The following is a 23,540-nucleotide window of genomic DNA, read 5'->3' on the forward strand; positions in this document are numbered from 1 at the left end:
GCCGGGGCGCGATTACTGAATAAAAAAAGGGTAAGATTTTTAATCTTACCCTATCTGATTTAGGCTTTAACTGCTTTTGTTTTAGCCGTGCTTGCCTTTACCTTGCTTACCTTAGTACTCGCGGCGCTGTCATCTTTTGGCGCTTTAGCTACTTTAGGCTTAGGCTCTTTTTTGACAGCTGTCTTTTTCGCTGCTTTAGCGGTTTTAGTTGGCACTTCCTCTGCAGCCACTTCTTCAACCTCTGGAACAGCCTCTAAAGTAGATTCGGCCTCTAGGCTAGGTGTTACTTCAGGTGTAGCTTCAACCTCATTGTCAGCACTTAGCACCGGTGCAGTTGCCGCATCCAGCTTCTCAAATACAGCCGCAAAGAAGCCATCAGTATTATGTAAGTGCGGCAGCAATTTCAGGTAATCACCGGTATCCAGCTCAATTTGGTGCTGCGCCAAAATCTGCGCGGCATTTAGCAATTTAAAGTCTGGGTGGATGGCTAAGAACTGCTCTGCAATTTGCTCATTCTCGTCGCGTAACAAGCTACAGGTTGCATAAATCAAACGCCCACCTACTTTAGTCAGCTTAGCTGCACGCGCCAGAATATTGGTTTGTTTAACATTTAGCTCGGCCACATCCTGAGGCGTTTGGCGCCATTTAAGATCAGGGTTGCGACGCAAAGTGCCTAAACCACTGCAAGGTGCATCCACCAGCACGCGGTCAAACTTGCCATTTAAACGTTTTAACTTAGGGTCGGTTTCGCTGCTAATCACTTGTGCATTCAGGTTGCTTAAACCTGAACGTTTTAAACGCTGCCCTAAGTTATGTAGGCGCTTTTCAGACACATCAAACGCATACAAACGGCCGGTATTACGCATGAGCGCACCAATCGCCAACGTTTTACCGCCGGCACCAGCACAGAAATCCGCCACCATCATGCCGCGTTTGGCCGCAACCAAGTGTGCCAACAACTGGCTACCTTCATCCTGCACCTCAATCTTGCCTTCAGTAAACAACACATGACGGCCAATATTCATACGATTTGGCATACGAAGGCCAATCGGTGAATAAGGGGTTTTAGTCACATTAGTTTCACCTGAGGTATTTTCAGCAATAAATTTTGCCATCACTTCATCACGCGTGCCTTTAATCGTATTCACACGCAAATCTAACGTTGCTTGCTCATGCATACTGCGGGCAATCGTCAGCGCTTCAGCCTCACCATATTGTGCAACTAACTTATCCCACAGCCAGTCACGCACATCGGCCTGCACCGCCAACGGCAAGTTATCCGTAGACTTGGCTTTAATTAGATGCGCCCATTCTTTCTGCTGCTCGCTCAACATCGGCTCTAACTCACGAATACTCATACCTTGCACGCGCAATAGCCAAGCTAAAATCAATTTACGTGCATCGTCAGGGTCATTTTCATCATTAGCAGTCACTGTGCTTAAGAAACGTAGACGACGCAATACGCCATAAACGCTTTCCGCCACAAATGCGCGCTCTTTGGTACCTAAATCACGATTATTACGAAAAAATTCACTTAACTTCGCATCAGCAGGGCTACTAAACGTGAGTAGATTAGATAAAACGATTGCAGCTTGCCGAATTAAATTAGGCGTCATATTGATTCTCTTTGTATTGTTTTCTGTAGTTACTTAGAATTCAGTTTCTTAGAACCTGAATTCTTATCACTTGGTTTCTTAAAATAACGAGTGACTTAAATGTAGTGACTGAGTGGTTTAATTACTTAGTTATTTAATTAGTTAGTCATTAGGTCTAGTTATTAGTTACTTGGTACATAGTCCAGCCATTAGGCCACTATTCGATACGCAATTCCGTTAAGGTTTGCTCTAGCTTATGGCCGTCATCATCAATCATCAGTATGCGCGCTGGCACGTAATAATGTTCTGTTGCCAACCAAAGCTCTTTGGTTTCTGATGCGTCTTTCTCTGCTGGTGTTAAATGCAGAGTTTTATACTGCACGCCAGCACCATCAATGATTTTTTGCTCGGGGTTCACTTTATACTGATACTGCTTGAGTTTCTTACCTGTGGTCAGTGGCACGGTAATCGTATTTTTTAACGATGCGCGCATAAACATAAATTGGTAAGCATAGCTCGCTAAATCCTGCGTACCAGTTTTAAGCTCAGCTGTCTCCTGCTTACCCTTAATGGTCATGACCAGACTGCGTTTTGCCCAATCAAAATCCGTGAATAATGATTTCTTTTTATGGTTGCCTTGGTGTAATTCAAAATGCGTGGGCTGCAGACCTTTTGCCGTGATAACGCCCACACTACTTAATTTACGCTCGCCCAGTAAGGCATAAACACCTAGTCCTTTGGTAGTGCTTTCTACCGTATAGGCATTTTTAGTGATGACAAACAGCTCATGCACATTAGCAAATGGCTCGCCATTTTTAGTCACTTCATAAGTGGCCTGAATACGTTTCGGTAAAGGACTGGTTGAAACCGCTTCTTTAGAGGCTTTCGTTTTAGATAAAGCAGCTTGTGGTGCTAACGCTACTGCGCCAATTAACAAACAAAATAACAAGTTCCATGCTTTGATTCGATTCATCACTAAAAATCCTTGATTTTAAGACACATCACGCTCAACGCATCAGGCTCATTTTCGTTACATAAGCTGTTGTTACACACTTACTTTTATTATTCAACAAGCAGCTTTTTCTAAAACAATTAGATCACAATGGTTGGCGCTTCGCCTGCATTTTGTGCACGAATATGACCAATCTCAAACACTGTTTCACCAGCAGCCTCTAATAATGCCTTAGCCGCAGCAGCGTCTTCTTTCGCCATGATAATCGCCATGCCAATACCACAGTTGAAAGTTTTATACATTTCGCTCGGTACGATATTGCCCTGTGCTTGCAACCATTGGAACAACGGTGGCAATTCCCAGCCAGATGCCTTGATTTCAGCAGTTAAACCTTCTGGCAATACGCGTGGAATATTTTCGGTAATGCCGCCACCTGTAATGTGTGCCATGCCCTTTACTGGCATTGCTTCAATCAGTTTCAATAAAGATTTCACATAAATACGTGTTGGTGCCATCACCACATCTTTGAATTTTCTACCGTGGAAGTCAGATTCAAAATCAATGCCTGATTTCTCGATCAGTTTACGAATCAGTGAGTAACCGTTTGAGTGCGCGCCACTTGAAGCCAAGCCTAATACCACATCGCCCGCGGCAATGGTCGTGCCATTAATCAAATTAGCTTTATCTACACAGCCTACTGCAAAGCCTGCCAAATCGTACTCACCTGCTGGGTACATGCCTGGCATTTCTGCAGTTTCACCACCAACTAATGCGCAGCCAGATTGCTCACATCCTTCAGCAATGCCTTTAATCACTTGCGCTGCAACACCAACTTCTAATTTACCGCAGGCGAAATAATCCAAGAAGAACAACGGCTCAGCACCCTGTACCAAAATATCATTCACGCTCATGGCCACCAAGTCGATACCTACGGTATCGTGCTTATTTAGCTCAAACGCTAACTTAAGCTTTGTACCTACGCCATCAGTGCCTGATACTAGAATCGGCTCGTTAAATTTTTTCGGCACAGCAAACAATGAGCCAAAACCACCAATACCACCCAATACTTCTGGACGCATCGTGCGTTTGGCAAACGGTTTGATTTGTTCAACTAACGCATCGCCCGCTTCAATATCAACACCAGCATCGCGGTAGCTAATTGAAGTTTTATCTGAATTATTGGCGCTCAAGGGGGTTCTCGCTTTCTACAAAAAGTGTGTTCTATCGTTATAATGTTATTTTAACCGAAATGCTTAGTTATCTGAAATGTTGAAGGCGTGAAAACGCAGGCTTTTGCAAAACAGCCACACTTTACTGAAAGCGCAGAATGAACAAACACACAAATACCGTTTGGCTGGTGGCTGTTTTATCGGTTTTCGGCCTGATTTATCTGCTGGGTCCAATACTTACGCCTTTTTTGATTGCGGCAATCTTGGCATACATTGCCAACCCGCTAGTCAACAAAATTGAAGCCCTTCAATTAGGCAGTCATCAAAGCAAAATTTCATTTAGACCAAGCCGTAGCATTGCCACATTACTGGTACTTTTGTTTCTGCTAGCAGTATTAATAATCATCGTATTAATCATGATTCCATTATTGCAGCATGAGTTTGTACAGATTTCGCAAAAGATTCCCGCTTATTTAAATGCAGCCAAAGCGAACCTTGAACCTTGGTTACAAAAGAACTTTGGTGTCAGTGCCGAAATTGACCCTGCACAGATTCAAGCTATCCTCACTGAAAACTGGAAAACCACAGGGAATTTTGCTAAAAATATTGCACTTAGCTTAAGTGATCACGGCATGGCAGTAATTGGCTGGTTCGCTAATTTGATACTCATCCCACTCGTACTATTTTATTTGCTACTAGATTGGAATATCTTCATGCAGAAAATTAGTGCATTGCTACCACGGCAACTAATTGGCAAAACACAAGAAATTGCTTCTGAAATCGACGCCGTACTTGCTGAGTTTTTACGTGGGCAACTGACCGTAATGGTGCTAATGAGCATATTTTACGCTACGGGTTTATGGATGGCAGGGCTAGAGTTTGCACTACCAATTGGTATGTTATCTGGCTTGCTGGGCTTTATTCCCTACTTAGGCTTTGGTTTAGGCTTAACATTAGCTGTGATTTCCGGTGTTTTACAATTTGGCAACTTCGGCGATCTGATTCCAGTGTTAGTCGTATTTGGCTTGGGGCAACTCGTTGAAAGCATGGCACTTACCCCATGGCTAGTAGGGGATCGTATCGGCCTCCACCCGCTTGTTGTCATTTTTGCACTCATGGCTGGCGGCCAGTTATTTGGCTTTGCAGGCGTGCTATTGGCGCTGCCGGTATCAGCCGCGATAGCCGTTGGGTTTAGGCACGCAAAACAAAAATATCTTAGCAGTAGCTTTTACTTAGGTTAACCGCATGAACAGTACGGATCTTCATTACAAATCTCCGACCAAGCAATTATTGCTCGACATTCAGCCGTTGGCGCCGCCAACGTTGGATAACTTCATTGTAGGTCAGAATGCTGAAGCGCTGCATAGCCTAAAGCAAGCACTCACTTACGCAGAAGAAGCCCGTTTTATTTACTTATGGGGTGCACAGGGCAGTGGAAAATCTCACCTATTACAAGCCTGTCAACGCATTGCAGCACAATCCGAATTACCGCTTTTTATTGCAGACGATACGCATTTATTAAATGAGGAAGCGCAAATCGCGCTGTTTGATCAATTCAATCAACTACGCGCTTCTGGCGGCATCCTTATTTCAAGCGGCATTGCAGCACCAACACAAATGAGCCTGCGTGATGACTTAGCCACCAGACTAGCATGGGGCTTGGTTTACCAATTGCACCCACTGACCGATGAAGAAAAAGCCCAAGCGCTTAAAACACATGCAAAAGAGCGTGGCATGAAATTGCCAGACGAGGTGGTTGATTACTGCCTACGCTACCTGCGTCGTGATTTACCCACACTGATGGCAGTATTGGATGCACTGGATGTGTGGTCGCTCACTGAGAAAAAACCTGTGACCGTGCCTATGCTGAAAAAATTATTACAATTGAATCTTGAAACTTAAGTCTCATGGACACGATAGCAGGTGATGATCAGCACTTTATCGCTTGATTCAATCTCCTGTAAAATCTCACTATTGGCAGATAAACACTCCCCCTATTAAAGTGACCACCTATGTTACGTATTACTGAAGTCAAACTCCCGATTGAAAACGCTCAATCGCTCATCCATCAAGCAGATGAAATTAAAGCAGCATTGCTTAAACGCTTGGAAATTCCAGAAAGTGATTTGATTCACTTTGATATATTCAAACGCGGCGTAGACGCACGTAAATCGCATGCCATTTTGTATGTATACAGCCTTGATGTAGAAGTCAAAAACGAAGAAAAAATCTTAGCGAAGTTTCGCAAAGATGCACATATTAAACCTGCGCCTGACACTAGTTATAAGGTTGTTGCAACAACTGCATCTACACCCGAATTAAGACCAGTCATTGTCGGCTTTGGCCCAGCTGGTATCTTTGCCGCACTAATTTTGGCGCAATCTGGCTTTAAGCCGATCGTATTAGAACGCGGCAAAGAGGTGCGTAAGCGTACGCAGGACACATGGGGACTATGGCGCAAAAGTACGCTTAATCCTGAATCCAACGTGCAGTTTGGTGAAGGTGGTGCCGGCACGTTCTCTGACGGCAAGCTTTACAGCCAGATTAAAGACCCTAAACACTATGGCCGCAAGGTGATTCAAGAGTTCGTTAAAGCCGGTGCGCCAGAAGAAATCATGTACGTCAGCCACCCACATATCGGCACCTTCCGCCTAGTGGGCATGGTAGAGGAAATGCGTAAAACCATTACTGAGTTAGGCGGTGAAATCCGCTTTGAAAGCCGTGTCGATGACATTGAAATTGAAAATAATCAGGTGCAAGCCGTGGTGCTGCAAACTGGTGAGCGCCTTGCTACCAACCACTTGGTGTTGGCAGTAGGGCACAGCGCACGCGATACGTTTGAAATGGTTCACAAGCGTGGTATTTATATAGAAGCTAAACCGTTCTCGATTGGCTTCCGTATTGAGCACCCGCAATCTATCATCGACAAAGCCAGATACGGCAAGAGCTACAGTGAGGACTTACTGACTAAGCTTGGCGCAGCTGATTACAAGCTAGTGCATCATGCCAAGAACGGTCGTTCGGTTTACAGTTTCTGTATGTGCCCTGGCGGCACGGTGGTGGCTGCAGCATCAGAGCCTAACCGCGTGGTGACTAATGGCATGAGCCAATATAGCCGCAACGAGCGTAATGCCAACGCTGGCATTGTGGTGGGCATCACACCCGATCAGGATTACCCAGGCCATCCGCTGGCAGGTATGGAGTTGCAGCGCCAATTGGAAAGTCAGGCCTTTGTCGCTGGCGGTAGCAATTACCACGCGCCAGGGCAGTTAATCGGCGACTTTTTGCAAAACAAACCATCTACCCAGTTTGGTGAAGTCACACCTTCATACAAACCAGGTGTACATCTCACCAATTTAGCCTCCGTGTTACCAGAGTTTGCAATTAGCGCTATCCGTGAGGCTATCCCTGAATTTGCTAAACAAGTAAAAGGCTTTGATTTTGCGGACGGCGTACTAACCGGCGTAGAAACACGCACCTCTAGCCCTATTCGCATTAAACGTGACGATGACTCATTGCAAAGCATTAACACCAAGGGTTTATATCCATGTGGCGAGGGTGCTGGCTATGCAGGCGGGATTCTGTCAGCAGGGGTTGATGGTATCAAAGTGGCCGAGGCAGTAGCCCTTAGCATCTCTGCTAATACTCACTAAACTAATATGCATCATGCCACTTTCATGTACTACAAGTTGAGCGTACACTGAACATTCTGTACTTTTTAGTGAGTGTTTACTCATAGGAGTTGCATGATGAAAGCTAACATTGGCGGAGTTGACCGCACAATACGCATTGTTGTAGGGCTCGCCCTAATTGCATGGGTATTATTTGCCAACGGTCCAGTTTGGGCGTGGATTGGTGTAGTGCCGCTAGCAACAGGGCTGATTAACTTTTGCCCAGCTTACGGTTTACTAGGTATGAGCACCTGCAAAACCAAGCATGAATAAATAAAAAGGCGGCCCGCAAGCCGCCTTTGTTTATTGCCTGTAACTTCTTATTGCCTAATCAAATAATCAAATGCGCCTAGTGAAGCTTTGGCACCTTCACCCATGGCAATAATGATTTGTTTGTATGGAGTCGTCGTCACATCGCCAGCGGCAAACACGCCGGGTAACGATGTTGCATTATGATGATTCACTTCAATTTCACCATACTTGCTCAAATTCAAAGTACCTTTTAACCAATCACTATTAGGCACTAAACCAATCTGCACAAACACGCCATCTAACGCTAAATGTTTAGACTCACCAGTGACGCGGTCGGTATAGGTCAGCCCATTCATTTTATTGCCATCACCAGTGACTTCTGTTGTTTGCGCACTGGTAATGATAGTCACGTTGCTCAATGTACGTAGCTTTTTCTGCAATACCGCATCTGCTTTTAATTCAGTATCAAATTGCAATAAAGTCACATGACCAACAAAATTAGCTAGATCGATCGCTGCCTCGACCCCTGAGTTACCGCCACCTACCACGGCAACAGGTTTGCCTTTAAACAATGGACCATCGCAATGCGGGCAGTAAGCAACCCCTTTACCACGATACTCTTTTTCACCCGGCACATTCAGCTCACGCCAGCGCGCACCCGTGGCAAGAATCACAGATTTACTTCTTAAAGTTGCGCCGCTTTCCAACTTCAATTCGATTAGATCATCGTTTTTGTTACCATGCTTACCAGGCTCAGTTAATGCAACAGCACGCTGTAAATTCATGATATCCACATCATAGCTTTTTACATGCTCCTCCAATGCCATTACTAACTTTGGCCCTTCAGTTTCTTTCACTGAAATAAAGTTTTCGATACCAAGCGTATCCATCACTTGCCCACCAAAACGATCCGCTACGATGCCCGTGCGTATGCCTTTACGTGCTGCGTAAACGGCTGCTGAGGCACCTGCTGGGCCACCGCCTACCACCAATACATCATAAGGTGCTTGTGCATCTAATTTTTTCGCCTCGCGTGCAACTGCACCTACATCAATTTTTGGCAAAATCTCGTCCAACTCCATACGGCCGGCACCGAATACCTCACCGTTTAAGTAGACAGTTGGTACCGACATAATTTCTCTGGATTTCACTTCATCCTGATATAGCGCACCATCAATCATCACATGGGTAATGTTGGGGTTAATCACCGCCATCATATTCATCGCCTGCACAACATCGGGACAGTTATGGCAAGTTAGCGAAATGTAAGTCTCAAAGTGAAAGCTACCCTCAAGCGCGGCAATTTGTGCAATTTTTTCAGCCTCTAGCTTCATCGGATGCCCACCCGTATGAAGTAGCGCCAACACTAAAGAGGTAAACTCATGGCCCATAGGAATACCAGCAAAACGCACGCCTACCGCCTTATGTGCCTCGGTATGGTTTGCACCACGCTTGACAGCAAACGAAGGTTTACGCGCATCATCTTCCATGGTCAGCGTAATCTTGTCTGACATGCTCGCGATTTCTTCCAGCAGTTCACGCATCTCTTGGGCTGCTGGCGTTTCATCTAATGAGGCAGCCAACACAATCGGCTCACGCAACATCTGTAAATAGGTTTGCAATTGGGTTTTGATACCGGTTTCTAATGCCATGATTGCTCTCTTCTTTAAATTCTCATCTGGTTGCGACATAACACAACCAACTTTACTTAAAATAAAGGCATTATCTTTTGAATAATGCCCTTGTTATTTCACTGCGCTAAGAGATGTTTGCTCGTTAGCGCAGCATTACATTGCCTAAGCCAATAATTAGATCTTACCTACTAGGTCTAATGATGGTGTTAATGTTTTAGCACCTTCTTGCCATTTAGCTGGGCAAACTTGGCCTGGGTGAGCCGCTGTGAATTGTGCAGCTTTCAATTTACGTAGTGTTTCTTTTACATCACGTGCGATTTCGTTGCTGTGTACTTCTACAGTTTTAATCACGCCTTCAGGGTTAATCACGAAAGTACCGCGCAATGCTAGGCCTTCTGCATCGATATGCACGTCAAATGCGCGTGTCAATTGGTGTGTTGGGTCACCCACTAATGGGAATTGTGCTTTACCAACTGCTGGAGAAGTTTCGTGCCACACTTTGTGTGAGAAATGTGTATCTGTAGTCACGATGTACACTTCTGCACCTGCTTTTTGGAACTCAGCATAGTTGTCAGCAGCATCTTCCACTTCGGTTGGGCAGTTAAAAGTAAATGCTGCTGGCATAAAAATTACCACAGACCATTTACCCTTCATGCTTACATCGCTTACTTCAACAAATTTACCATTGTGGAAAGCTTCTGTTTTGAATGGTTGAACTTGTGTATTAATTAATGACATCGTTTTTTCCTATCTATTGATTAAAAAATTGGTTAATAGAACTATAAATTCATGATTTGAATTATAGAGATTTACTGCAATAAATCCAATATATCATTTTAATGATATTGATAAATTAAATTTATCATAAGGCGCCTAAACTTAAGGCATATATAATGTGATTGATAGCGAACACCCCAATATGAGCAGAGATGCTTATCATCTCAAGCTTGAGTCACTGCAATACTTTGCGTGGCCGTTTCGCCTAAATTATCATGCCAGGTCACTTCAACCACATCACCCAGTTTGGCACCTTTTAACCTAAAGGTGAGATATGGGTTTTTAGCAATACCAGTACCCCACTGCGCTTCTATGACAGGCTTACCGTTTAATGTCGCTGTCAACAGCTGCACAAAATGCGCAGGAATCAGCTGATCAGCATCATTTTTTCTGCGCCCAGTTTCCATCGGGTGGCTCATCAACACTTTAACTTCAGTATAGTCACCTTTCAGTTGGGCGCGCATTTTCATGCTTTTATCCATGCAGATTCCTTTTCACGACACCAAATGACGCAACCAAGAAAATGGTAGAAGCTACTATCAGACTGCAACGCTGAATCTGGTCATCATGAGCTAACATCAGTGAGCTACCCACAACCATTTTCCAATACTGTAATGTTTTTAGCGTGCGTAAAATATTGATTACCTGCCTTAACCACCACTTTTAAATCAGAAGTCTCAGCCATTTTGATACGAGTCACCACATATGGCTCAGCCCCATTGCTAAACATAAAGTTGGCAATAAGCGGAGTCGGATTCTTCTCTACCAATATAGCAATCGCCTCGGTGTGCTCGATATTACTTCTCACCTCAACCTGCACAACTGCCCCATTTTCGGCACGATCAGGCGCAATAATCACGATGTCGTTGCTTGGCACCTCTGCTCCAACATCTAAATGCTGAGTTGCATCCTGTAATTTCACCGCCTCAAAAGCAGGGCGATTCCATAGCGCTGCCCATACTTTAACTGGCGTTAACGCAATCAAAGTGAACATTCCCAATAAGAAACTTCTACGTTGCATGCTACCTCCTAAAGTTTAGGCTTTTTATCGTCACCCATCATTTGCCTCAGCTGCCTTAAGCGTGCTTCAACAATCGATTGCTGATAAAAATCACCGTCATTGGCTTTGGCGGCTAAATCCATTTGCTCAATAGCACGCGCTAGGTCATATTTTCGATAATAGGCCTCACTCTGCGCTTGGTGACCAAGCAATACCTTGTTTTGCATATTGTAAGCTTTAGCCAATAAATCATACATATAAGCATCATCCACATACAAATCCTGTTTCATTTTAACTAGTTGAATTGCTTGTGCGGCTTGCTTTGTCGCAAGGTAATGCTCTGCATATCCATAAATTAAAGCACGATTATCCGGAAAAGCACGTAATCCAGACGCATACTTCTCGGCTGCAGCTGCAGGTTTATTTCTGGCCACTTCTAAACGCGCCGCTAAACTTTCTATCATTGGGTGTGGCGTCGCATTTTTTTTAAGCCAATCCAGCTCTTTTTCAACCTCTGCCCATGAGCTTTTTCGCAGCAGAGCAACAGCCAACCCATAATGCTCGGCCGCTGCATTTGCATAGCGTTGCTCACGAATATTCTGCTCAAATAAATCAATCGCGGGCTGAGGAACACCCAACATTGCACGTAGCTTGGCTTTAACATATTGAAACTCAATGCCATCTGCCACCTGCCGGTAAGGCATTTGCTCAACACGGTTACTCACATCGGCAATACGCTCAGAGGTCAGTGGGTGAGTGCGTAAGAAACTAGGTGCGCCGCCCTCAACAAAACGAGAACCACGCTGTAACGTTTTAAAGAACTGAGGCATCGCCCTGACATCAAAACCACCTGAATCTAAAATCTGCAAGCCGATACGATCCGCTTCTCGCTCATAATCACGCGTGTAATCCAGCTGGTTTTGCACACCAATAGCAGATGCTGTCGTCATCGCACCGGTAGCCAACTGCGGGTTTGACCTTGCAACCAGCAAAGCCAAAGCAATACCCGCTAAGTTCTTAAAAGTGTCATATTTTTGCGAAGCAAGCATCCGTGCCAGATGTCGCTGGGTAACGTGGCCAATTTCGTGGCCCAGCACACTTGCAAGCTCAGACTCATTATTAGAGGCTAAAATCAAACCGGTATGCACACCTACCACACCACCCGGCATTGCAAACGCGTTAATAGAAGGGTCCTGTACCACAAAGAAATTAAACTTTTGTCGTTTATCCGGCCCATTCGCCACCAAGCGCGCGCCTAGTCCTTGCAAATAGTCAGACACTTCTACATCGCTTAGCACATCATCACTGACAGCCACCTGACGCATAATCTGCTCTGCGATTTCCTGCTCTTGCAATGGCGACAGTACTGTTGCTGACACATCGCCTAAGTCTGGCAACTCATTGGCTACCGCTTGATGCGTGTACGCTAGTGAAACGACAACTATTGAAGTCGTAACTAGTGAAGTCGGCAGAAGTGAAGCAACTAATAATATAATGGGTGATAAATTTAATTTCATTATTACTATGATAACGTTTGTAGTTGAATGTTTCATAATGCTGCGTAAATTATATCGCATCAACCTAACCAAATTCTTACACTAAGACCACACTCGCAGAGACTGAACAATATGACAAACCCACTCACCCACTTTGATCAAAATGGCCAAGCCCATATGGTTGATATTGGCGAAAAAGCCGAAACCCACCGTATTGCGATTGCAACAGGACACATTAGCATGTTGCCTTCAACGCTAGCGCTTATTCAAACTGGCAACAGCAAAAAAGGAGATGTACTTGGTATCGCCAGAATCGCTGCGATTCAGGCAGCAAAGAAAACTTCTGACCTTATCCCGCTGTGTCACCCGATTTCACTCACGCGCATTGCTGTGAGCTTTGATGTGAACGAAGCATCATCTAGTATCAGCTGCGCAGTGACCACTGAGACTTATGGAAAAACCGGTGTAGAGATGGAGGCACTGACCGCTGTGAGTGCTTGCTTACTCACCGTTTATGATATGTGCAAAGCGGTAGACCGTGGGATGACAATCTCTGAGATTAAGCTGCTAGAGAAACATGGCGGAAAGTCTGGTGACTGGGTCGCAAATAAGTAACATGGGTTTATTTTTTGACATTCAAAACACTCACCTTGCCACTGTACTTAGTTGCTGCGACTCAACTTGTTTCTGTTCAGAATGCATGTAAATCATGTCGTCAGTGTCGACTATCTTTCTAAAACAAATGATGTATAAAAATTCGTTATGATTTATTTGATTACTTTTATTGCTGCTTTAGTAGCATTCTCTATTAGTTTAATTTGTGGTGGCGGTGCGGGTCTTTTGCTTATTCCCATATTAGGTTTCGCACTACCAGTGACACAAGTACCCGCCGCCCTATCGGTGGGAACATCCATCAGCTCGATTACAAAAATTGGGTTATTTTATAAAAGCATTCGCTGGTCTCTAGTAAAACACTTTCTACCTACCGCAATTCCTGGTGTATTCATCGGCGGCTACCTGTTAAGCCATCTAGACCCTGTGTATATCGAATTTTGCATGGCCCTGTTTTTAGTATCAAACCTACCCTATGTATTTAAAAAACCAACTGAAACCTTAAACAAAACTGACAAACTTACATGGTCGTTTCCTGCTGTAGGGTTTTTAGCAGGCCTCATTTCCGGGTTAACTGGCGCCGTGGGCGTTTTGTTTAATGGCGTATATTTACGATACGGTCTAGAAAAAGAGGAGATTGTTGCCACCCGCGCAGCAAACGAAATTATTCTGCACCTGATAAAACTATGCTTGTACGCATGGTTAGGCTTATTTACAAGCAAGGCACTGCTACTAGGGTTAACTGTAGCGCTTGCCGCAGTAATATCCACCTTCATGATGAAGACCATACTCCCCAAAATCACCACAAAATTATTTAGCAAAATAGGATATGGGGCGATGGTCGTCGCAGGGGTGCTGATGTTGAATAGTGCGTCAATCCGGATACAGGAAGCTCACGACCCCAGCATTAATATCATGCGCATGTCTAAAGGGTTTGATGCAGCATTTACTTGGAATGATTGGCTATACACGATTGAGTTCAAATACGAGGAAGGGTTTGAATTTGAAAAACTCATCCCGTTTACTGATTTAACACCTACAAGACAAGCTTTCGTCATTAGTCAGCAAGCAGACGCACATAAAACAGTTATCGAAAAAGTTTACTCACTTAGAAAAATATCTTACGAGGCTTATTACTATAACGACCAAGATTCGTTAATTAAGAAAATAAAGTTTAATTAAGCAATCATGCATATATGATGCATATCAAGTTAGTCATTACCCATTAATGACTAACTTTTCGAAACTTGCAACATCCGTAGGCCGATTAAAGTAATAGCCTTGGAAGAAATCACAGCCAAAGCTTTTTAACAATTCGTACTGCTCAACCTGCTCTACGCCCTCAGCCACAATATCGCAGTGGATGGTCTTACCAACAGCCAGTATCATCTGAATAATCGCGGCATCATTTGAGTCTGTGAGCACATCATGCACAAATGATTGATCAATCTTAATTTGGGTGACAGGCAATTTCTTGAGATAAACCAATGACGAATGCCCAATCCCAAAATCATCAAGCGAGATCCTCACCCCCATCTGCCTCAACACCTTCATTTTATTAATCACATCCTCAATATTATCAATCACCGCCGTTTCAGTAAGCTCCAGCTTAAGCTGGTCAGGATTGATTGCGGTTTGCGCTAGTATTTCGCGCAACTCTTGTACGAAATTGATATATAAAAACTGCTTAGCACTAATATTAACTGACAACTTGATTTGACTTAGGATTGGGTCTGCTTCCCAGATTTTCAGCTGCTGACACGCCTGCGCCAACACCCAATGCCCGATTTTAATGATTTGATTCGTTTTTTCTGCAATCGGTATAAACTCGGCAGGGCTAATATCGCCTAACGTCGGGTGGCTCCACCTTAATAGCACCTCGGCCGCAACCACCTGCTTATCTACATTCACAATGGGCTGATAGTTAAAATAAAGCTCCTGATTAAGCAGCGCTAAGGAAAGTGCGGACTCTAGTGCAAAGCTTTTTTCTATGCTCTCTTGCGTCAATTGATCATAAAAACGATAAGTATTACCACCGCTATCTTTTGATAGGTACATCGCGGTGTCTGCATGCCTTAAATGGTCTTCAAAGGCCAGCTGGTTATCATTAAACAAAGTAATGCCGATGCTTGCGCTAGTCACAAACTCAAACAAGCTTAAGTAGTAAGCTTTATTCAGCCCCGTCAGCAGCTTCTGCGCAACATCACTCACCTGCTGATAAGCCACAGTAGCGCTAGAGTCCAGATTCTCTAAAATCACCACAAACTCATCACCGCTAAGCCTTGCAACGGTATCGCCTGTTCTGACTGTACTTTGTATTCTTTTCGCCACCTCAATCAGCAATTGGTCGCCGACATCATGTCCCTTGGTATCGTTGAGAATTTTAAATTTATCTAAATCAATAAATAACAAGCCACAATAACTCTTGGCACGCTCTGCAATTAATACTGCATGTTGATAACGGTCTATCAATAAACGTCTGTTAGGCAAACCTGTCAGTGCATCATAATAGGCAAAGTTCTCGATTTCTTGCCTTGCCTTTTTCTGCTCAGAGATATCACGTACAAATCCGGTCACTAAAGATAAGTCAGCATCTTTTAAAGCGGTTAACGTTAACTCTATCGGAAACTCACTGCCATCCGCCCGCATCGCCACCATTTCTATGCGCTGATTAAAGATATGCGTCACACCAGACGCGACATATTGCCGATGCCCCGCATGATGCGCAGTGCGGTATCTTGCCGGAATAATTGCCTCCGACATGGATTTGCCCATTACCTCTTCTTTTTTGTATCCAAAGATACGTTCAGCAGCCGGATTAAACTCCACTAGTCGCCCAGCCGGGTCTATGGTAATAATCGCATCAAACGCGCCATCAATCACTGCGCGTAGCTTCTTGTCATTTTTCTGTATCGTTTTAAGTGCTAAATTACGTTCGGACTGCAATGCAGAAATCAGCAACATGGTGACCACCAATGCCACCATAAATGCCCACAGTGAAAAAACTCCCTCACTGACGTTTTGACTATAAAAATTACCAATCCCTTTTGAAGTAAGCCATACAGCAATACTGGATAAAACAATCACAAAAAACGAGCCGCCGACCACACCAAAGCTCATGGATGCCCATATCAACATGGGTAAAATCACAAACATGGATAAAATGAATTGTTTACTTAAATCGGGAACAGAACTCACGATAATAAGCTCAATACATACAAATAAAATAATCCAGGCTAACAGTTGATAGCACCGATTATCGCAAGAGAACGTGCCTTTTCTACCAATATTAAGGACTAAGGGCAGCGCCAACAAAATGCCTAAGCTATCGCCCAACCACCAAATCAACCAGATGTTTAATAAGCTTTCAGAGGCAAGTAATCCAGTGACATATAGGCTAAAGATACCGCCTGTAGCGCTCACGAGCATGCTAAGCAAGGCCACCAACATCATTAGCAAAATATCTTTTTGTTTATTTAAGTGATAATTAAAATGAAGCTTAGGTAGAAGGTATGCCGCAAAGGTGGGGCCCAACGTGCTTGTAATTGCAATTAAAATGCTGGTGAAGTAGGGTAAACGAAGCGTTAACTCAACGAGTAATGATGCGGCAAAAATAGCGGGGATGCAGACACTCCCCCATCGCATGATTGCGCCAACAGCAATACCAGTGGGAAGCCACATCATGGTAACCACAGACTCTTGGTAAGGCACCATCAGCCCAAGTTTGGCTGTTAAAAAATAAGCCAGCGCCACTAAAATAAAAGTCACCAATTTTGCTTTAAAAGTTGGTGACTTATATTGAGTAGCAATGTTTTTCATCACATTTTCTTAACTAGCATCAAGTCCATCTTGCACCAGCTCTGCAGCGCGTAACACTGCCCGCGCTTTGTTCTGCGTTTCTATCCATTCGCTTTCGGGGATAGAGTCAGCCACAATACCCGCGCCCGCCTGTACATAAAGCATATTGTTTTTTATTACACCAGTGCGAATAGCAATCGCAACATCCATGTCGCCATTAAAGCCCAAGTAACCCACAGCGCCTGCATAAATGCCACGTTTGCTTGGCTCCAACTCATCGATGATTTCCATCGCGCGCACTTTAGGCGCACCACTGACCGTGCCGGCAGGGAACGTTGCTTTAATCACATCAATCGCATCCATCTCAGGCTTAAGTTTGCCCTCTACGTTACTGACAATATGCATCACATGAGAATAACGCTCAATCATCATATTGTCAGTCACCCGAACAGAACCAGTCACGGCCACTCGACCAACATCATTGCGCCCAAGATCCATTAACTGTACGTGCTCTGCACGCTCTTTAGGGTCAGCCAGCAATTCTTCAGCCAGTAAAATATCTTGCTCGCGGGTTTTGCCGCGCGGTCTTGTGCCAGCAATTGGTCGTGCGGTCACTGTGCCATTTTCAAGGCGCACTAAAATCTCAGGTGACGCACCAACCACGTGGTGATCGCCCATGTCGTAGTAGAACATATAAGGTGATGGATTCAAGCTGCGCAATGCGCGGTAGAGTGATAGCGGCGGCGCAGAAAATTGCTGTGACATGCGTTGCGACAGCACCACCTGCATAATATCGCCGTCCAAAATGTACTGCTGAGCACGTTTAACCGCTGCTTTGAAATTATCTTCACCAAACTCTGAAGTTGCCTCGGTTTTATCCGTAGCGATAGATTTTGGAATGGTGACTGTGTTTCTCAACTTTAAAACTAAATCACTTAACCGCTGTTTAGCTTGTTCGTATGCACCAGCCTCTGCTGAATCTGCATAAACAATAAAGTAAAGTTTACCGCTTAAATTATCAACTACCGCCAATTGCTCAGATACCATCAGTAAAACATCGGGGACGTTTATGGCATCTGGTTTTACCTTATCGGCTAAGCGTTTCTCAATATAGCGTACAGTTTCATAGCCAAAATAACCAGCCAAACCGCCAGTGAATCTTGGTAAGCCTTCATAAGGCGGCGTTTTAAAGCGCGCTTGGTAACTTTTTACGAAATCTAATGGGTTTGTATCTTCAACGGACTCCACCACCGTGTCGCCATCCAGCACTTCTATTTTTCTACCATACGCGACAATCCGCGTTTTTGCAGGTAAGCCAATAATCGAATAGCGCCCAAAACGCTCGCCACCCTGCACAGACTCAAGCAAGTATGAAAAAGGCTGATTTGCCAGTTTTAAATAGAGGGATAACGGTGTATCGAGATCTGCAAAGGTTTCTAGTACGAGGGGAATGCGATTGTAGCCTTGTGCTGCCAAGGCGTTAAATTCATCTTGATTAATCGTGTTTAACATAAACTTCCTAAAACTTTATCATCTGTTCTTTAAAGTGGATCAGCTTGATTACCTATGAGTGACGCTGCTGTATGACTATTTAATTAGCTTTGCCAAGAGCATCGCCAACTGAAAGGGCCACTAAGAATCTGACTGTAAAAATGATCGCCGGCTACGTTCATCATATTTGAAGTTATGTATTAATAAGAGACTACTAGGTTAATAAATTAAGTAAATCGGGTAAATCAACAATCGTTGCATCCACCAAACGCTCGTCAATGGCTTTACCTTGATTATATCCATAAGGCACAGTGACAATATAACATCCCGCGGCGTGCGCTGCTACAACATCTGTCTCTGAATCGCCCACCAGCATAGACTCCGCTTCCAGTACGTTAAATGTTTTGCAGATATGATGCAATTGCATAGGACTAGGTTTCTTTTTTGGCAATGTATCACCAGAAACTACCACCTCAAAAAACTCTGCCAATCCTGTCGCATCGAGCAAGGGATGCGTGAATCTTTCAGGTTTATTCGTCACACATGCTAACTTAAAACCTTTATCCTTTAAATGACTTAAGGTTTCTAGCACACCTTCATACGGCTGGCTACGCGTGACGTTGTTGGCATAATGCTCAAAAAATAAAGCTTGTGCATCATGAAGCAAATCATCATCGGGCTCAACGCCGGATTGAGTCATCACACAACGCCTAATCAGCATTTGTGCACCTTCGCCGATATAGCTTTGTATCTGCACCGCTGATTTGTTTGGCAAATCTAAGGAATCAAGCATTTGATTCGCCGCAAAGGCAATTTCGGGCGCAGTGTTAACTAATGTGCCATCAAGATCAAACATGACGGCTTTGACATTAAACCCCATGGTGATTTACTTTACTTCAAATTTACTATGGATTAAAACACAGTCATCAAACCGCCTGACAACACATCAACAACTAGGTCATATCACTTGATGTGTTGCTAGGTCGATTAAATAGGCTGTATTTATTTTACAGTAGCCAAAGATGCGCGCATTTCAGATACAACAGTGTTGTAACGGTTTGCATCAGTGTCTTTAGGTGAACCAAAAATTGCAGAGCCAGCAACAAATGTATCCGCGCCAGCACGTGCAATTTCTGCAATGTTTTGCGCGTTCACGCCGCCATCCACTTCAAGCCAGATTTGACGGCCTGTTTTTTCGTAGTACGCATCGATTCTAGCACGTGCTAATTTTAGTTTTTCCAATGTTTCAGGAATGAATTTTTGACCACCAAAACCAGGGTTCACTGACATCAGTAAAATCATATCTACTTTATCCATCACGTGATCTAAGTAGCTTAATGAAGTAGCTGGGTTGAACACCAAACCTGATTTACAGCCTAAATCACGTACCATCGCCAAGCTACGGTCAATATGCTCAGAAGCTTCTGGGTGAAAAGTAATGATGTTTGCGCCAGCTTTTGCAAAGTCAGGAATAATACGGTCAACAGGTTTAACCATTAAATGCACATCAATCAACGCGCCTACTTTTTTTGCAGTTTCGCGAATTGCATCACACACCAATGGACCAATCGTTAAGTTAGGCACATAGTGGTTGTCCATTACATCAAAATGCACGATATCTGTGCCTGAAGTAATCACATCTTCAATCTCTTGACCAAGTTTGGCAAAGTTCGCAGAAAGAATACTTGGGGCAATTCTAAAAGTTTTATCCATGGCAATATCCGTCAAATTAAATTTATTAATCAGTTTAAAGCGTTATTTTACCCTTATTTCACACTAATAAGATGATGCTTCTTGCTTAACATAGGCCAATCCCTCAAAATTACACTTATGCAGTTATATGTTATAGGCGTGAACCACACAACCGCCCCCATCCAAATCCGCGAGCATGTTGCTTTTAACAGCGATCATCTTGGTAGCGCCCTGCGCGATCTCACCATGCATGATGCTTCCGAAGCCGCGATTTTGTCTACCTGTAACCGCACAGAACTATATTGCAGCACCGATAACCCGCAAAAGGCGCTTGCTTGGTTATCGCAATATCATAAAATCGAACCAACCGAAATCGCCCCCTACATTTACACACTACCGGATGACGAAGCCGTTAAGCATGCGTTTAGAGTGGCATCCGGCTTAGATAGCATGGTGCTAGGCGAACCGCAGATTCTTGGTCAATTTAAGCAATCGGTTAAAATTGCGCAAGATGCCGGCACATTGGGCACCCTGTTACATAAGCTATTTCAGCGCACGTTTGAAGTGGCGAAAGAAGTCCGCACCAACACAGACATTGGTGCCAATTCTATTTCGATGGCCGCTGCCGCAGTAAAGCTATCCCAGCGAATTTTTGGCGATATCAGCGAACAAAAAGTACTCTTTATTGGCGCAGGTGAAATGATTGAGCTGTGTGCAGATCATTTTGCCGCACAAAAACCAAAAAGTATGACGATTGCTAATCGCAGTATCGAGCGCGGCTCAAATCTAGCGCATAAGATTAATGGCGAGGCGATTTTACTCAACGACTTACCTGCGCATTTTGCCAACTTCGATATCGTCATCACCTCAACCGCGAGCACATTACCAATCATCGGCTTAGGTATGGTAGAAAGTGCCATCAAAGCACGGCGTCACCGCCCGATTTTCATGGTCGACTTAGCCGTACCGCGCGATATTGAACCGGAAGTTGCAGAGTTGGACGATGTCTTTTTATATACCGTAGATGATTTAGCGCAAGTGGTTTCTGATGGTATTGAAAACAGGCAAACCGCTGCAGTTGAAGCGGAAATGATCGTCGCAACGCGTGTTGAAAACTTTATGCAATGGTTTAAAAAGCGCGATGCAGTGCCAACCATCAAAGCACTGCGTGATCAAGCAGAGCATATGCGCAAATCTGAACTGGAAAAAGCGCTGAAACTGCTGCAAAAAGGTGAGCATCCCGAAAAAGCCTTAGAAGCTCTTAGCGTTGCACTCACCAACAAGTTTCTTCATGCACCGAGCCATGCACTCAATAACTCACATGGTGACGAGCATGCAAAACTCGAAGAATTTCTAAAAAATTTATATCAAATTAAAAGTTAAGCCGTATTACTTGAGAAACACATAATGAAACCAAGCATGATGACCAAGCTCGCCAACTTGAGCGAGCGCCTAGATGAAATTGACCGTTTGATGAGTAGTGAAGGCATCACTAACGACATGGACAATTATCGCAAACTGACACGTGAACATGCCGAAATCACGCCTATCGTTGAGCAATACCGGGCTTTTGAGCAGGCTGAGTCTGACATTACTGAAGCGCAAACGATGCTGAGCGACCCAGAGATGAAAGCTTTTGCACAAGAAGAAATCGAAGCGGGCAAAGCAAAGGTAGAAGCAATTGAAGCTGCACTACAAACATTGCTACTGCCTAAAGACCCTAATGATGAGAAAAATATCTTCTTAGAAATCCGTGCAGGCACGGGTGGCGATGAGTCAGGTTTATTTGCGGGCGACTTGTACCGCATGTACTCTCGCTATGCAGAACGCCAAGGCTGGAAAGTAGAAGTCATGTCTGCCAACGAAGGTGAAATGGGCGGCTACAAAGAAATCATCGCCAAAATTGAAGGCTACGGCGCTTATTCAAAACTAAAATTTGAGAGCGGCGGTCACCGCGTACAACGTGTACCTGATACCGAAACCCAAGGGCGTATCCACACCAGCGCATGCACGGTAGCCGTATTGCCAGAAGCGGATGAAATTAACGACGTAGCAATCAACCCAGCAGATGTGCGTATCGACACATTCCGCGCCAGCGGCGCAGGTGGTCAACACATTAACAAAACCGATTCCGCCGTACGTCTCACACACGCCCCTACAGGCATTGTGGTGGAATGTCAGGAAGGCCGTAGCCAGCATGCCAACAAGGCGCAAGCATTTGCCGTATTGGCAGCGCGCATTAAAGCCAAACAAGTGGATGAGCAGCAAAGTAAGATCGCCAGCGAGCGTAAAAGCTTAATCGGCAGCGGCGACCGTTCAGAGCGTATTCGCACTTACAACTACCCACAAGGCCGTATTACTGACCACCGTATCAACCTGACGTTATACAAAATTGATGCCATTACAGAAGGCGATATGGACGAGTTGATTGGCGCGTTGTCAGCAGAGCATCAGGCTGATTTATTGGCCAGCTTGGGCGACGACAATTAATTGACGCAAACTGTTCGCACTACTTGGGCAGAAGCACAGCGACGCCTCATTAAAACGCTATCACTAGATGCCAATGAGGCAAAATTTGAAGCGCAGTTATTGCTACAAAATGTGTTGAGCGTGAATCGTGCGTGGTTACTCGCGCACGAGAGCGACGCGCTGCAAGATAAGGTAAAGGCTGATTTTGAATCTCTACTTGCACGCAGGCTCTTAGGTGAACCGATTGCTTATATATTTGGTAACCGCGAGTTTTTCGGCCTAAACCTGATTGTGACACCCGACACGCTCATCCCACGTCCGGACACTGAAACATTAGTAGAAACTGCTTTAGACAAAATCCCAGCAGACGCTCCTTACTCAGTGCTAGATTTAGGTACAGGCACAGGTGCCGTTGCACTAGCGATTGCTCAACACCGTCCAGAAGCACAAGTAACCGCCATCGATGCATCTAGCGCTGCACTTGATATTGCCAAGCGTAACGCTAGTCAGTTAGCGTTAACGCAGGTTGATTTTCGCCTAAGCCACTGGTTCTCAGCACTGGAAGGTGAAAGATTTAATCTGATTGTTAGCAACCCACCTTACATTGAGCAACATGACCCTCACCTAACGCAAGGGGACTTAAGGTTCGAACCAATGTCTGCATTAGCCTCGGGCGCTGACGGCCTTGATGACATTCGGGAAATCATAGATAACGGCTTATTACATCTACATCCCCAAGGTTGGCTAATGCTAGAGCATGGCTACAATCAAGCGCATTTAGTCGCAGACTTAATGGCACAAAGCGGGCTTATTGACATCACAACAATCAAAGACCTTGGTGCCAATGACAGAGTAACGATAGGCAAGAATCCACTGATTGTGAGCACTCACTGGGACTAACCCACGAACGAAGCCATCAGATTTTTGTCTGA

Annotated in this window: 21 protein-coding genes; 9 read left to right on the forward strand and 12 right to left on the reverse strand. The window is 44.5% G+C overall.

The annotated features are described in order from the left end of the window. Positions 1-59 precede the first annotated feature (59 nt). The 3 genes from FG24_RS03550 to purM form a co-directional block, all read right to left on the reverse strand. Positions 60-1,616: an RsmB/NOP family class I SAM-dependent RNA methyltransferase gene (locus FG24_RS03550; RefSeq protein ID WP_036301089.1), complete on the reverse strand. Its 1,557-nt coding sequence runs from the start codon at positions 1,614-1,616 to the stop codon at positions 60-62. A gap of 196 nt (positions 1,617-1,812) precedes the next feature. Next, the gene (locus FG24_RS03555; protein WP_036301091.1) at positions 1,813-2,568 is read right to left on the reverse strand and encodes a DUF3108 domain-containing protein; all 756 of its coding nucleotides are present in this window, start codon (positions 2,566-2,568) and stop codon (positions 1,813-1,815) included. A gap of 119 nt (positions 2,569-2,687) precedes the next feature. Further along, complete coding sequence (gene purM / locus FG24_RS03560) at positions 2,688-3,737, reverse strand: phosphoribosylformylglycinamidine cyclo-ligase (protein WP_036301094.1); 1,050 nt, start codon at positions 3,735-3,737, stop codon at positions 2,688-2,690. A gap of 137 nt (positions 3,738-3,874) precedes the next feature. Between purM and FG24_RS03565 the strand changes: the two genes are divergently transcribed. From FG24_RS03565 to FG24_RS03580, 4 genes are all read left to right on the forward strand, one after another. After that, on the forward strand, positions 3,875-4,957 hold the full coding sequence (locus tag FG24_RS03565; protein ID WP_036301096.1) for an AI-2E family transporter: 1,083 nt from the start codon (positions 3,875-3,877) through the stop codon (positions 4,955-4,957). Positions 4,958-4,961: 4 nt separating this feature from the next. Further along, entirely contained in the window at positions 4,962-5,618 is a 657-nt protein-coding gene (locus tag FG24_RS03570) for an HdaA/DnaA family protein (protein WP_051901416.1), read from the forward strand. A 110-nt stretch (positions 5,619-5,728) separates the two neighbouring features. Beyond that, positions 5,729-7,369, forward strand: a complete 1,641-nt coding sequence (locus FG24_RS03575) for an NAD(P)/FAD-dependent oxidoreductase (protein ID WP_036301099.1) — start codon at positions 5,729-5,731, stop codon at positions 7,367-7,369. Between the two features lie 93 nt (positions 7,370-7,462). After that, positions 7,463-7,660, forward strand: a complete 198-nt coding sequence (locus tag FG24_RS03580) for a YgaP family membrane protein (protein WP_369797027.1) — start codon at positions 7,463-7,465, stop codon at positions 7,658-7,660. A gap of 47 nt (positions 7,661-7,707) precedes the next feature. Here FG24_RS03580 and ahpF read toward each other — a convergent pair whose 3' ends face one another. From ahpF to FG24_RS03605, 5 genes are all read right to left on the reverse strand, one after another. Continuing rightward, positions 7,708-9,291 (reverse strand): alkyl hydroperoxide reductase subunit F, encoded by a 1,584-nt coding sequence (gene ahpF / locus FG24_RS03585; RefSeq protein WP_036301105.1) that lies wholly within the window; start codon positions 9,289-9,291, stop codon positions 7,708-7,710. A 156-nt stretch (positions 9,292-9,447) separates the two neighbouring features. Continuing rightward, positions 9,448-10,011, reverse strand: coding sequence for an alkyl hydroperoxide reductase subunit C (gene ahpC / locus FG24_RS03590; protein ID WP_036301108.1), 564 nt, complete (start codon positions 10,009-10,011; stop codon positions 9,448-9,450). A 203-nt stretch (positions 10,012-10,214) separates the two neighbouring features. Then, a complete protein-coding gene (gene soxZ, locus FG24_RS03595) occupies positions 10,215-10,532 on the reverse strand; it encodes a thiosulfate oxidation carrier complex protein SoxZ (RefSeq protein WP_036301111.1) in 318 nt (105 codons plus the stop codon). A gap of 104 nt (positions 10,533-10,636) precedes the next feature. After that, a complete protein-coding gene (locus FG24_RS03600) occupies positions 10,637-11,071 on the reverse strand; it encodes a thiosulfate oxidation carrier protein SoxY (protein ID WP_036301114.1) in 435 nt (144 codons plus the stop codon). Between the two features lie 8 nt (positions 11,072-11,079). Further along, positions 11,080-12,567, reverse strand: a complete 1,488-nt coding sequence (locus tag FG24_RS03605; protein ID WP_051901417.1) for a beta-barrel assembly-enhancing protease — start codon at positions 12,565-12,567, stop codon at positions 11,080-11,082. A 111-nt stretch (positions 12,568-12,678) separates the two neighbouring features. On the opposite strand from FG24_RS03605, the gene moaC reads away from it, so the two are divergent. Further along, positions 12,679-13,161 (forward strand): cyclic pyranopterin monophosphate synthase MoaC, encoded by a 483-nt coding sequence (gene moaC, locus FG24_RS03610; RefSeq protein ID WP_036301117.1) that lies wholly within the window; start codon positions 12,679-12,681, stop codon positions 13,159-13,161. A 147-nt stretch (positions 13,162-13,308) separates the two neighbouring features. Beyond that, complete coding sequence (locus tag FG24_RS03615) at positions 13,309-14,340, forward strand: sulfite exporter TauE/SafE family protein (RefSeq protein WP_036301119.1); 1,032 nt, start codon at positions 13,309-13,311, stop codon at positions 14,338-14,340. Between the two features lie 36 nt (positions 14,341-14,376). Here FG24_RS03615 and FG24_RS03620 read toward each other — a convergent pair whose 3' ends face one another. From FG24_RS03620 to rpe, 4 genes are all read right to left on the reverse strand, one after another. Then, complete coding sequence (locus FG24_RS03620; protein ID WP_051901418.1) at positions 14,377-16,977, reverse strand: bifunctional diguanylate cyclase/phosphodiesterase; 2,601 nt, start codon at positions 16,975-16,977, stop codon at positions 14,377-14,379. A gap of 9 nt (positions 16,978-16,986) precedes the next feature. Further along, complete coding sequence (gene trpE / locus FG24_RS03625) at positions 16,987-18,468, reverse strand: anthranilate synthase component I (protein ID WP_036301122.1); 1,482 nt, start codon at positions 18,466-18,468, stop codon at positions 16,987-16,989. Positions 18,469-18,661: 193 nt separating this feature from the next. Further along, positions 18,662-19,327 carry a phosphoglycolate phosphatase gene (locus tag FG24_RS03630; RefSeq protein WP_036301125.1) on the reverse strand — a complete coding sequence of 222 codons (666 nt, stop codon included), beginning with the start codon at positions 19,325-19,327 and terminating at the stop codon, positions 18,662-18,664. 122 nt (positions 19,328-19,449) lie between these two features. Then, complete coding sequence (rpe, locus tag FG24_RS03635) at positions 19,450-20,160, reverse strand: ribulose-phosphate 3-epimerase (protein ID WP_019896891.1); 711 nt, start codon at positions 20,158-20,160, stop codon at positions 19,450-19,452. A 117-nt stretch (positions 20,161-20,277) separates the two neighbouring features. On the opposite strand from rpe, the gene hemA reads away from it, so the two are divergent. Genes hemA through prmC form a run of 3 tightly spaced genes read left to right on the forward strand, consistent with a single transcriptional unit; the run spans position 20,278 to position 23,508 of the window. Beyond that, positions 20,278-21,522, forward strand: coding sequence for a glutamyl-tRNA reductase (hemA, locus tag FG24_RS03640; RefSeq protein WP_036301129.1), 1,245 nt, complete (start codon positions 20,278-20,280; stop codon positions 21,520-21,522). Between the two features lie 24 nt (positions 21,523-21,546). Beyond that, entirely contained in the window at positions 21,547-22,629 is a 1,083-nt protein-coding gene (prfA, locus tag FG24_RS03645) for a peptide chain release factor 1 (RefSeq protein WP_036301132.1), read from the forward strand. Beyond that, positions 22,630-23,508 carry a peptide chain release factor N(5)-glutamine methyltransferase gene (prmC, locus tag FG24_RS03650; protein WP_036301135.1) on the forward strand — a complete coding sequence of 293 codons (879 nt, stop codon included), beginning with the start codon at positions 22,630-22,632 and terminating at the stop codon, positions 23,506-23,508. It begins immediately after the preceding gene. Positions 23,509-23,540: the final 32 nt, after the last annotated feature.

The sequence above is a fragment of the Methylotenera sp. L2L1 genome (genome assembly GCF_000744605.1).
Classification (GTDB): Bacteria; Pseudomonadota; Gammaproteobacteria; order Burkholderiales; family Methylophilaceae; genus Methylotenera.